Origin of the sequence: uncultured Shewanella sp. (assembly GCF_947501665.1) — a bacterium.
GTDB lineage: Bacteria > Pseudomonadota > Gammaproteobacteria > Enterobacterales > Shewanellaceae > Shewanella.
Genome location: NZ_CANMWS010000001.1, coordinates 207558 through 220283, shown reverse-complemented (window position 1 = coordinate 220283; position 12726 = coordinate 207558). Strand labels below are relative to the sequence as shown.

8 protein-coding genes are annotated in these 12726 nt (G+C 39.1%); 2 read left to right on the top strand and 6 right to left on the bottom strand.

Annotated elements, in window-relative coordinates; translation table 11 throughout:
* Positions 1-17: 17 nt before the first annotated feature.
* Positions 18-1067 (bottom strand): polysaccharide deacetylase family protein, encoded by a 1050-nt coding sequence (locus Q0976_RS00985; protein ID WP_299489946.1) that lies wholly within the window; start codon positions 1065-1067, stop codon positions 18-20.
* Between the two features lie 306 nt (positions 1068-1373).
* On the opposite strand from Q0976_RS00985, the gene Q0976_RS00980 reads away from it, so the two are divergent.
* Positions 1374-2708, top strand: a complete 1335-nt coding sequence (locus Q0976_RS00980; RefSeq protein WP_299489944.1) for an MATE family efflux transporter — start codon at positions 1374-1376, stop codon at positions 2706-2708.
* Positions 2709-3053: 345 nt separating this feature from the next.
* Here Q0976_RS00980 and Q0976_RS00975 read toward each other — a convergent pair whose 3' ends face one another.
* The 3 genes from Q0976_RS00975 to Q0976_RS00965 all read right to left on the bottom strand — a co-directional run bounded on the left by Q0976_RS00975 (position 3054) and on the right by Q0976_RS00965 (position 6269).
* Complete coding sequence (locus Q0976_RS00975; RefSeq protein WP_299489942.1) at positions 3054-4175, bottom strand: trypsin-like serine protease; 1122 nt, start codon at positions 4173-4175, stop codon at positions 3054-3056.
* A 642-nt stretch (positions 4176-4817) separates the two neighbouring features.
* Positions 4818-5396 carry a Fe-S biogenesis protein NfuA gene (gene nfuA / locus Q0976_RS00970; protein WP_299489940.1) on the bottom strand — a complete coding sequence of 193 codons (579 nt, stop codon included), beginning with the start codon at positions 5394-5396 and terminating at the stop codon, positions 4818-4820.
* 180 nt (positions 5397-5576) lie between these two features.
* On the bottom strand, positions 5577-6269 hold the full coding sequence (locus Q0976_RS00965) for a double zinc ribbon domain-containing protein (RefSeq protein WP_299489937.1): 693 nt from the start codon (positions 6267-6269) through the stop codon (positions 5577-5579).
* Positions 6270-6407: 138 nt separating this feature from the next.
* Between Q0976_RS00965 and bioH the strand changes: the two genes are divergently transcribed.
* Positions 6408-7253, top strand: coding sequence for a pimeloyl-ACP methyl ester esterase BioH (gene bioH, locus Q0976_RS00960; RefSeq protein ID WP_299489934.1), 846 nt, complete (start codon positions 6408-6410; stop codon positions 7251-7253).
* 454 nt (positions 7254-7707) lie between these two features.
* Here the strand turns inward: bioH and Q0976_RS00955 are convergent, their stop codons facing one another.
* Together Q0976_RS00955 and Q0976_RS00950 are read right to left on the bottom strand one after the other, a co-directional pair.
* Complete coding sequence (locus Q0976_RS00955; protein WP_299489931.1) at positions 7708-9705, bottom strand: LTA synthase family protein; 1998 nt, start codon at positions 9703-9705, stop codon at positions 7708-7710.
* 170 nt (positions 9706-9875) lie between these two features.
* On the bottom strand, positions 9876-12218 hold the full coding sequence (locus Q0976_RS00950; RefSeq protein WP_299489928.1) for a Tex family protein: 2343 nt from the start codon (positions 12216-12218) through the stop codon (positions 9876-9878).
* Positions 12219-12726 lie beyond the last annotated feature (508 nt).

Here is a 12726-nt window from a genome sequence, read left to right as displayed (position 1 = left end):
CAATGGGGGGATTTTTCTTAGGGCTCTTTTTTCCAAGAACCATCATCATTTGGCCTAACCCAAGGCTGAGAGAACCAATAATAATTACCTGTTTTTTTACTCGGCGCAGTACAATTATAACGAGAGCGACCAGGCGGTAAATCTAATTCCGCTCTAATACTCATCTTATTTGGCGCTATCCATGTTGGTTTTTTAGCCCCTTGACCTTGAATAAAACACATCATTTGACTTTTCTCGATATCACTCATATCCAAAGTCAACATTAACGTCGGCCGCCAATGGCCATTAGCAAGTTCAGGATTACTTTCATTTTGAGCGAGTACAGGCATATTTAAACTGTGAAGTTTAACTTTTAAGCTGGCTAAATTGGCATAAACCCCCGCCACAGGAAAACGAGGAAGCGCTTCCAGTTGAGAGTATACCCCTGCCGCGCCTGATTGCTGACCAAAAGCGACAAAACCTAACTTTGCCATAAGATCTTCAAGATCTTGATTGTATTCTCCATAAGGATAAGCCAACATTTTTAAATTCTGTCCAGTACCCTCCAAAATTTTCTCTTCTGTTTTCACAATGTTTTTTTCTATTCTCGCTAACCACTGTGTTTTTGATTCATTCGGTAATCGACGGATCAAATGTTCATGGCCCCAGCTATGATTTGCAATTTCAGCACCTTCTTTTGATAAAGCCACCAGCTGCTGCCAACTCATCATCGTTTTATATTTCTTCTCAATGGGTTCAACAGACACAAACAAGGTATAAGGGAAATGATACTTCTTTAAAATAGGATGAGCCGTATCAGCAATACTTTGATAACCGTCATCAAAAGTGATTGCCACTGTTTTAGGCGGCATGTTTCTTTTCGCCTTTAATGCCAATACCACCTCAGATAAAGGAACGACATTAAAATGATTTTCGGCCAAATATGCCATTTGCTCTTGAAACTGTTCAGGTGTCACACTGGTAATCGCTGGTGTCTGTGCAGAAACATGATGATATTGTAAAATAACGACAGCGTGAGCCGAAAAACCTGTTAGCGCTAACAACACAAATAACACGTTTTTAATCATAACTATCCAACCTTAAATTTTCCAAGTCGCTAAAAAGTGCACATTGCCAAACTCTGTCAAATGGTTCGTTCAGAGCACGTCATTCACAAAACGCGAACCAATAAGAGTTATGCAACCAAAACAATAAATAATTGAAGCTTTCATTTTTATCCCAGGCATGTTGACTGGGAGATCAATTAGTATATACAAAAAGGTATACTTAGGGGCGCGAGTTTATATAAAATAATCAATTATCGGGAAGTAAACTTGCCATCATTCCATAAAAAATGCCATTTTAGCCACTTTTCATAAGAGCATGCATCACTTATGTCGTTACTTTCATTACTTAGTAATAAGCACAAAAATAAACGCTTATTTGCTTTAGCACTGCCGATGATCCTCTCAAATATTACCGTTCCCTTATTAGGACTGGTTGATACCGGTGTGATTGGTCACCTTTCTAATGCTTATTATTTAGGGGGAGTCGCACTCGGTGCAACAATGATAAGCGTAATTTTATTTTTACTTGGCTTTTTACGTATGGCCACTACCGGTCTCGTGGCACAAGCTTACGGCGCCAATGATAAACAAGGTCAATATCAGCTCCTTTTTCAATCTGCCAGTTTAGCATTAGTATTGGGATTGCTCACTGTCATTTTTCAATCCCCAATCGCCCAGCTTTCTGTTTATTTATCGAGTCCAAGCAATGAAGTCGCCCAATATTGCATAGAATATTTCAGTGTTCGAGTGTGGTCGACGCCTTTTGCATTGTTAAATTTAGCCCTTTTAGGTTGGCTACTTGGTATACAAAAGCCCAAAGCGGCAATGTTACAATTAATACTCGCCAACTGCGTCAATATTTCACTCGACCTACTGTTTGTTCTAGGTTTTGGTTGGGGTGTCAAAGGCGTCGCTTTAGCCTCAGTGATTGCCGATATATCAGGGTTTATTCTCGCCCTATCCGTTATTTGGTACCACTTAAATAAAGATAAAAACTTCCACTTATCAGCATTAGTTAGCCATTTGAAAATTAGTCATTATCAGGCCTTGCTTAGCCTCAATCGCGATATTTTTCTTCGAAGTTTATGTTTACAACTCGTGTTCACTTTTATCACCTTTCACAGTGCTAGCTTAGGCGATAACATACTGGCGGCCAATGCAGTCTTACTCAATCTCGTGATGCTGATCTCTTATGCACTCGATGGCATTGCTTATTATGCTGAAGCGGAAGTAGGTCGAGCCTATGGTGAACAAAACCAAACATTACTCAAAGAAAGCGTTAGCCTAGCATGGGCTTGGTCTGCCATTGTCGCTATCGGGTTTGTATTTATTTTCATGTTTGCAGGAGAGTTCTTCATTAGCTTGCTCACTAATATTGAAACCGTACAAATAATGGCGAAACAATACTTATATTGGATTGTATTCTTTCCTTTACTGGCTTTTAGTTCATACCTATTTGATGGCGTTTATATTGGCGCTGCTAAAGGTAAAATCATGCGTAATAGTATGCTTATTTGCACTTTTATGATTTTCTTCCCCATTTGGTCTTTATTTAGCTCAGGTGAAAACCATGCTCTTTGGGCGGCTTTAAGTGCTTTTATGCTTTCAAGAAGCCTCACACTTGGACTACATTATCACTACAAGCTCAAGTTTTTTCAGTAATATACCCGTGATACTTCAAGATGCCTGTTCTCAGAGTGCGTAAAAGTGCCTAATTCAAGGCGTACTCTTTTGCAAGAAAAGGGGCCAAAATGCTTATTGCCTTTTAAGATGATACAACGTAGAAGTTGGTGCTTTTACACACTCCCAAGGGGCTGGTTTAAAAGCCTTTTATACTGTGTTATTAAACATCGGCTTAGAATGACTAGGCTCGATGTTCAATGCCTTGTCTAAAAGGCTTTTAATTCCAGCTGAATCCTGCAGCTTGAAGTATCATGGGTATATTTAGCAAATGCAACAACAGGCAATATCTTCTAATATTGCCTGTTGTTGCATTTACACAGCCACTTAAATATCATCAACCGTTGTAAAAGAGAATACAATTTGACTTGTCTGCACCCCAAAGCTATTGATCCCATCGACTCGCCAATAATATGTTTCACCCGGCCTTAATTGCCCCGTAGCGAAAGTACGTTCAGACGTATTCGCCACTTGTAAGTCTTCCTCAGTCAAATTCACATTTTGACCGAAATATACATTGTAGGTTTCAGCAGCAGAGCCTTTAAGCCATTGTAACGTAGGAGTGAGTTGTACTTGAGGGTTTTCATCTCTAGGATATTGTAATAGCGTCGATCCTGGCAGCATTGCTTGCATGTCCTTTATTTGTGCTTGAGCAAATTCCTCTGCTCCCCAGTCCAATAATTGAAATATAGAATTGTATTTTAAAGTACCACCATTAACCATGCGCGCCCCATGAGCATAAGAACCATCCTGCCCACTGTGCACCCCAACAATACAATTTCCGCAACCGGTATCATTTCGATACACAGGTGCACCACTATCTCCAGATTCTGACTCATAAGTTGCCATGAAATTTGCTGAAACATAAGTATCGAGAAGCCCTGTGACCCCATCGCCCACATAAAGAGTATAACCGGGTCCATAACCTAACATTCTTACATTATCAAGCCTTACCAGCTCATCAGTTAAACCAAACCACCCTGTAAACTCACCAATATTTTGACTCATTGAGCAATCAGTTAATGTAATTAGGGCATAATCAGCCCAAACGGTCTCTAAAGAATAGTTACCTGATTTGGCCTCTGGTAAATATGTAATCTCTTGTGCTTTACAAGCACCAAATGGCGCCAGTTTATTACTATGATCGTAAGCAGGATATACATTGCTCACATGTTTTACTTCACTAAAGCAATGAGCAGCAGATAAAACATGATTAGGGCCAACCATAGCCCCACTACATCGGTAACTTTTCCCCTCATCATCCATAATAGAAATATAAACAGTTGCGCTTGCAGGGTATTCATTTGTAACAACAACTGCTTCTCTATTCGTGTTTTCTCCGTTAATAGGATCATCAATTGATAAAGCATTAGCTGAGAAAACATACACCCCATAGAACAACGCCACTAAACCAAGTTTCCAGATGATTTGAAATAGACTCTTATTCATCAGTACCACCTAACTTAACCTTTGAACGCCCATATAAAGAATTCAATCAATGTTAGCTCATGAAAAAAAGTGAATGATAAATAGAGTGTATCTAAATATGTCATATAAAAAATATCTTAATGATATTTAGAATATTTACTATCAAGTATATTTATTTCACCGTCCCCAAAATAAAAGCAATTTAGAACCGATCCGTTATTAACCGCATGTCTCATACTTTCTCAACTAAAACGGATCCTCATCATGGTTAATACCAACCTAAGTAACCTGAACGCGAAATAAGCAGCGCCGCTTAATAGCGCTATTTTTGCCCCTATCTATGTTGTGTTTTCTACTAATAGCCCACTATTAGACACGACATCCCGCCTTGATATAGACAAAAATAGTGGTATTTAGCCAAATTAAACAATAAAGAATAACGAGATTTATTTTAACCTATTGACTTTAAATGGATGAGCAATGTTCTTTCACACTCATTATCCCATGTTCAAGTTAAGCCAAAAGAGAGATAGTCCCCCCTAAAAAAAAGCGGGTTAGCAAAGTGGGTAGAAACACAAATACAGAATAAAATTTTATAAATAAAAATCACTTAAAACAAAAAAGCCTGCTAAGTAAGCAGGCTTTAAAATAAATATCATACCTTTACTGATATGAATGCTCACCCGCTTGATGATCCGTCACATCTTTTACGCCTGTGATCTCACCAGCAAACATGTCCAATAGCTGTTTTTCAATGCCATCTTTTAAAGTGACATCAACCATAGAACAACCATTACAACCACCACCAAACTGTAATACAGCCACTTTATCTTCAGTCACTTCGATTAAAGTAATATTACCACCATGACTGGCTAATTGAGGGTTAATTTCGGATTCAATGACATATTGAATACGCTCAATTAAAGGCGCATCACCAGAAACTTTGCGCATTTTTGCATTAGGCGCTTTCAATGTCAGCTGAGAGCCCAGTTGATCGGTTACAAAATCAATACTCGCCTCTTCAAGAAAAGGAGCACTTTTCTCATCAACCATGGCACTAAAACCATTAAAACTTAATTCAGTATCATCTGTTTCCACCGCATCAGGTGGGCAATAAGACACTCCGCACTCAGCCTGCGCAGTACCTGGACTAATGACAAACACACGTATATGTGTGCCTTCAGGCTGATCCGCTAGTAATTTAACAAAATGGGCCTGAGCGGTATCAGAAATATTAATCATGAAATATGCTCCGTCAGGTTATACCTGAGCATTTTAATAAGGAATAGGTCTATGATACTCCGACAACGGGGTTCTGTGTAGTCCCGATTGAGTTTGTCAGCATAATTTTAACACTAAGTTATAATCTATGAAGTTAACCCCAAGATACAAAATAGGTTAGAAAATTGATAATGATGAACGTTAATCCATTAACTTAGGCGCTTCAGCTCTTGCTAGGCACCATACTTGAACGTGAATATGTTGCCGCTGAAATAAACAAGCGATTGCCTGTGTTGTCGCCCCAGTTGTCACCACATCATCGATTAATGCGATACGTTGTACTTCGGCTGCTGGTAATAATTGAAAAGCCTTGTTCATATTTTTTCTTCGTGCTTTACCTGATAAGCCCGCTTGAGCCTGAGTATGTTGAGTGCGAGTCAACTTTTGAGTCGATAATGGAATATTCATTTTTTTACTCAGGCAATTAGCGATTATCCAAGCCTGATTAAAACCTCTTTGTTGCAATCTTTTTTTATGCAAGGGAACAGGTACTAACACCTGCGGCATGGGCAATAATCCTTGTTCATATAATAAAGTAACACGCAGAATCAATGCGTCAGTCAAACAATCTAATGCAGCAAATTGTGCTTGATACTTCATTGATGCAACAAAGGGTCCTAAGCCTTGATGATAACTACATGGTGCCACTATTTTTAAGGGAGTTACTGCTAAACAGTGCCCACAAAAATCTGTCTCTAACTGCATTTTACGTCCACAGCCCAAACAAACAGGCGATGTGTACAAACAAGCTTTAAGGCAAACTCGACAAATACCTTGATGAGGAAATGCAATCTCTTGATGGCACATTAAACAACGATTAGGTAAAATCAGCATAAAGAGATGAATGCTGCTTGTTTTCAACCATTGAAAACATGACATGAATGAACGAAAGTAATTTAGTAACGGCCTTAGCATTAGATTTATCAATGTTTTTTGTTAATCATGTTAAGGTGTTAAACAGGTAAAAGTTAAGTGGAATATTGTCATAATCAAAGTACTAAAACGCCTCATTCATTGCACCTAAACACAATAGGGCAAGGGCCCGATATTGTTATGCTTCATGGCTGGGGCATGAACAGTGCCGTCTTTATGCCACTACAACAGGGTTTCTCACAGTATAGAGTGCATTATGTCGATTTGCCGGGATTTGGCTTCAGCCCAAGTATCAATGGCAGTATTGATGATTGGGTTGATGCAATTATTGATATCGTGCCTGATAACAGCATTTGGTGTGGCTGGTCACTTGGTGGTTTAATTGCTTCAAGAGCCGCTCTACGCTACCCACATAAAATCAAAGCATTATTAACTATCGCTTCTTCGCCCTACTTCATGGAACAAGATAAATCCATTATCGGTGACACAAAAAAAAATACAGATATATCATGGCCGGGTATGGCTCCACAGGTACTAGAGCAATTTCATCATGCTCTTAGTTTAAATTTAACTCGCACAATCAATCAGTTTTTGTCCATTCAAGCAATGGGAAGTCAACATGCAAAAAATGATATTAAACAGTTAAAATCACTCATTTCTGAACGCCCTGCCCCCCAAATAAATGCATTAACCCAAGGGCTTAATATCCTTGCCCGTACCGATTTACGTGAAGATATAAATCAGATAAATCAGCCTTGGCTTAGAATTTGGGGTCGCCTAGATGGATTAGTACCGCAGATTATTCATACCTTAATGCCTCAAAAAAAGTCCATTACCGATATTGTATTACCTAAGGCTTCCCACGCCCCATTTATTAGCCACCCAAAAGATTTTTTAGATGCTGTGCACCATTGGCTAAATAAACTCAACGACTCCCATCACTGACAGGCCTACTCACTTCAATTGGAGCAGTATGCCTGTCACGATAAGAAATAAACAACTCAATAAGAATCGATTCAATGTTCGACGTAAAGACGCAGGCATCAATCACCTCCTGAGAAATAAAAAGTGTCTATACAATAGCGACCAAAAATACAACACCTGATAATAAGTAAAAATAAATCCAATAATGTCAGTAAGTAATCAGACTTATTTTTACCCATTCAGTTCCAGCTTAATTTAAGATATGTGGGATCCAAAGTAATAAAGAGAATAAAATAACGAGTTTTACGACCTCTGTCATAATTAACTTCATATTGATTAACTTCATATTGCTTCTCCAACTTAGCTTTGAGTCCTTAAGTTTATAGAAGATGCTTTAATCTAAGCTGAATAAAAAAGGGATAGCACAGCTATCCCTTAGTAAAAAACACTTAAATAACCCCTTTATTAAAATAGATTAATCACTACTTTTTCCTTCTGTATCGAGTGTTTTTTCACTGAGTGGATTATCATTTAGCCCATTAACATTAAAATAGCCTTTTTGATAAGCTAAGCTTCCCCATAATGCCCAAGCAAGTGCAGTTTGTTTCATATTCTTACTTTGTGCCTGAGGCGTTAAACTTTGCTCATTAGGATTATATTCAAAACCTTTTGGCGCATGCTCAGGCTGCAAAATCACCACATCATTTCCTCGCATATAAGCCATATTTTTATCATATTGCATTAGAGCTCGGCCAGGCCAATCATCACTCACCTGAGTTAAATCCTGCCCTAGCATAGGGTAAGTTGCTGAAATTCCTATTAAAGATAACAATGTTGGAGCTAAGTCGATTTGACTGACAACACGATTATCTTGTTTAGGTGCAATCCCCTCACCTAAAATAACACCTGGGATCCTAAAACGTGAAATAGGGACCAAGCTCGCTCCACTCACACGGCTGTCATGATCAGCAACAATCAAGAAAACCGTATCTTTCCAATAATCAGATTTCTTCGCTAATTTAAAAAATTCACCAATGGCAAAATCAGCATATTTAGCGGCATTATTACGCGTTTGCTTAGGTTGTTCATATAACTTAATACGGTCATCAGGAAACTCAAAAGGATCATGGTTACTCGAACTAAACACTAAACTAGCAAAAGGTTTACCTTGCTTATGTAAACGCTCAAATTCACTATTAGCCTTACGCATGAGATCTTCATCCGACACGCCCCATGACCCCACAAAAGCAGGTGAGTCATAATCGGTTTCATCAACAATATCCTGAAAACCATTACCTAAAAAGAAGCTGCGCATATTATCAAAATAGCTTTCTCCACCATAAATAAACTGAGTGGTGTATCCTTTTTTAGATAATAAATCCGCAATAGTGAAAAAATTAGTCTGGCTCTTGCCTAATTTCACCACAGAACGTGCTGGAGTTGGTGTGAACCCAGTGGTAACTGCCTCAATCCCTCTCACTGAACGTGTGCCCGTTGCATACAAGTCATTAAACGACCAGCCCTGTTGAGATAACTTATCCAAATTAGGGGTCAAGGGAAGCCCGCCTAAATTACCGACAAATTGGGCGCCGAGACTTTCTTCTAAAATAATCACTAAGTTCTTAGGCTTGCCGGTATAACTCGCTTTATTAAAAGTACGACTTGGAAACTCCGTAGACGTAAACTCGCTCAAAGGACGACCGCTATCCGCTCTCACCAAAGAAACAATGTTATCTTCATCCATCTTACCGTAAATCTTAGCCGCATCGGCTTCACTGCCCATCTGATTGATGGCAAAAAATAATGAATAAGAAGAATTGATGACTAAAGAGTTAACTAAAGGATCCGTTGAAAATGCCACCATAGCAGGATTTAACGGTCTATGCCCCAGTGTCGATCGCGCTCCTGCGAAAGTCACAATAATCACCATCAACGCAATCACTGGTCGCCAAAAAAAGCGAGGATAAGTGACTTTTTTAAGTAATGAACCACTTAAACGCCAACCAAACCAAAGAGTCACTATGGTCAATAATAGTGAGAAAATCACTTCTATTGGACGGCCGGCCCATAACATTGAAAGTACTTCTTTAGGATAAATAAGGTATTCAACATAAAGCCGATTAGGTCGAATTCCGTATTCTTCTATAAAGGCGGGTGTCGATGCCTCTAAAAACACAATTAACCATAACCCTATGGTTAGCCAGCTCCTTAAAATAACATGCCATAAACGGCCGATAAAATGTGAACCACTAAAAAGGGCCGTGCCTAGTGCAGCGACTCCCCAAAGCCAACATAAAGTGGCGACATCCACTCGCAAGCCTTGGATAAGTAAATTAGACCAGCCATCTGCCGCACTAACGCGATCGGCTTGCCATAAGCTGAAACCCAATCGGCTTGCCATCATCACAACCAACGCGATAACACAAAAGACTAAAATAGATCGAAATGGACCTAAGTTGACTCTATCTTGCATATACAACCTCTCAATGGAACAACTTGCACGTATTTACCGTGCAATATTGAACTAAGCAATAGTCAATCCTCGTCCATAAGGGAAGTTATCTAAAATTTTTTATACATCAATATCAACTTTACAATAAGCACATTGTTAGCCCGCATTGTTTGCGGGCCATACCTCGAACACTATTTCTTTAACTTAGCAAATGCATCAGCAAAAGCATTCCCCATCGCAGCATTCATCGGTTGCTTTGGTTTACTTTTTACGGCTTGCTCTTGGTGATGATGGCGTTTAGCCTGAGGCTTATGCCTTGGCGCATCAGCAGGCTTAGTCTTAACCTCACCCGCTTTATCGTTAAGGCGCATACTTAAACTGATCCGCTTACGCTCAACATCCACTTCCATCACTTTAACTTTAACAACGTCACCCGCTTTAACAAGCGTGTGCGGATCGCTAACAAATTTATCGGTTAAAGAGGAAATATGGACCAATCCATCTTGATGAACGCCAACATCGACAAATGCACCAAAGTTAGTCACATTAGTCACCACACCTTCAAGGATCATATCAAGTTTAAGATCACGAACCTCTTGCACACCTTCTTTGAAGTTAGCCGTTTTAAATTCACCTCGAGGATCTCGACCGGGTTTATCTAACTCTTCTAAAATGTCAGTGACTGTTGGCAAACCAAAAGCCTCAGTCGTAAAAGCTTGGGGATCCGTGCTTTTTAACACCTCAGTATTACCAATCAAAGCATCAAGGGTTTGCTGTTTCGCTTTTGCAATAGACTCAACTAACGCGTAAGCCTCAGGGTGGACAGCCGAACCATCAAGTGGATGGTTGCCATCTGAAATACGTAAAAATCCCGCTGCTTGTTCAAACGCTTTTGGGCCTAATCTCGGCACCTTGAGTAACGCTTTACGATTATCAAAGCGGCCATTTTCATCACGATATTGCACAATATTTCTTGCTAAGGTCTTATTCAAACCAGCAACTTGTGCAAGCAACGAAGGTGAAGCCATATTTACATCCACACCAACAGCATTAACACAATCTTCAACAACAGCCTCTAAAGAAAGAGACAATTGACTTTGACTCACATCGTGTTGATATTGTCCCACACCTATCGCTTTAGGTTCTATTTTCACTAATTCGGCCAAAGGATCCTGTAATCTGCGTGCTATCGACACAGCACCACGAATAGAAACATCTAAATCAGGAAATTCCTGCGCAGCCAAAGCTGATGCTGAATACACAGATGCACCCGCTTCACTCACCATGACTTTAATTAATGTGGGACACTCTGTTTTTAACGCCGTTATCAATTCACTGGCCAGCTTATCGGTTTCACGAGAAGCCGTACCATTGCCAATAGCAATAAGCTCGACTTTATGCATTTTAACCAAGTTAGATAAAGTCCGGATAGATTTATCCCATTGATTTTGAGGGGCATGAGGAAAAATAGTCGTATGCGCAACACATTTACTTGTTTCATTCACAATAGCGACTTTAACGCCACTACGTAACCCTGGATCTAAGCCTAATGTGACTTTCGAACCTGTCGGCGGCGCCATTAATAAATCAGACAAATTACGACTAAACACTTTAATGGAATCATTTTCAGCCATTTCACGCATACGAGCAAAAAACTCGGTTTCCATTTGTGGTAACACTTTAATCCGCCAAGTGGCCGTGATAACGGTTTTAAGCCATTGTTCAATATCACTCGACCCTAAATTAAACCCTAAATGTTCAGCAATAATCACCACACAATAACTGCTTTTATTTTTCTCCCCCTCTTGACTGGGATCAACATTCAAAGATAAAGACAGTGCCCCTTCATTTCGACCCCGTAGCATAGCTAATGCACGATGGGATGGCACTTTTAGCAATTTTTCACTGTGATTAAAATAATCCTTAAACTTAATCGCCTGCTTTTCTTTGCCTTTAATGAGTTTACTTTCAATTTGAGCACTTTGGCTCACATGGCGACGGATTTTTCTTAATAGCTCTGCATCCTCAGCAAAGCGTTCCATCAAAATAAAACGCGCCCCTTCTAATACTGTCTTGACATCGTTAAAACCCGCAGCCTCATTACAATATTGCTCAGCAATGTCTTCTAGCGTTCCTTGTCTTAAAGACAACAAGGTATCCGCCAGTGGCGCTAACCCAGCTTCAATGGCTATTTGACCCTTAGTACGTCTTTTAGGCTTAAAGGGGAGATACAGATCTTCTAAGCGAGTTTTACTCTCAGCCATATTAATGGCCTGACTCAATTCAACCGTTAACTTTCCTTGAGTATCGATGCTAGACAATATTACTTCACGTCGTTCATTTAAATCACGTAAATACTGTAATCGGCTATAAAGATTACGTAATTGGGTATCATCCAATCCACCTGTTGCTTCTTTACGATATCGAGCCACAAAAGGCACTGTAGCCCCTTCGTCTAATAATTTAATCGTAGACGTAACTTGCTGCTCGTTAACCTTAAGTTCATGAGCAATAATGTGAGCAATATTTTGCATAAATAGAATTGAGCCTAGATTGAAAATCAAAATTATGCCCACAATACCACAGGCGCTAAGCAAGGTTAACCTCCAATCCCAAACAGCTGAAATTTCACCCAATCAAACAAGCAAATAACGCGTCGAATTAACCTGCCAAAAATATGTAAATAACCATAAAAAACAAATAAGTAATCAACATAATAAAATTCATGGCTACAGTCGATTTCATAAAAACAAAACAGCACTCACTCTCGTTAGTCAATATTCCATCCAATAAATAAAGTACCCATATTAAGATGAGGTTAAAACGTTAATTAACATTAAATATCTTAATGATTATATTATTACGAAATAAAAAATACTGTTTTTAAAATAATTATATAAAAATGTTCTTCCACGCTAAAAATAAAGCGTAATCATCAATAAAACATTCCAATTTAAGTTTCATTAATAATTGAAGTATGAAGTGATACTCAATTTTACATTCAATAATATTCAATCAAGCTTCATCGGCAGATAATGCCAT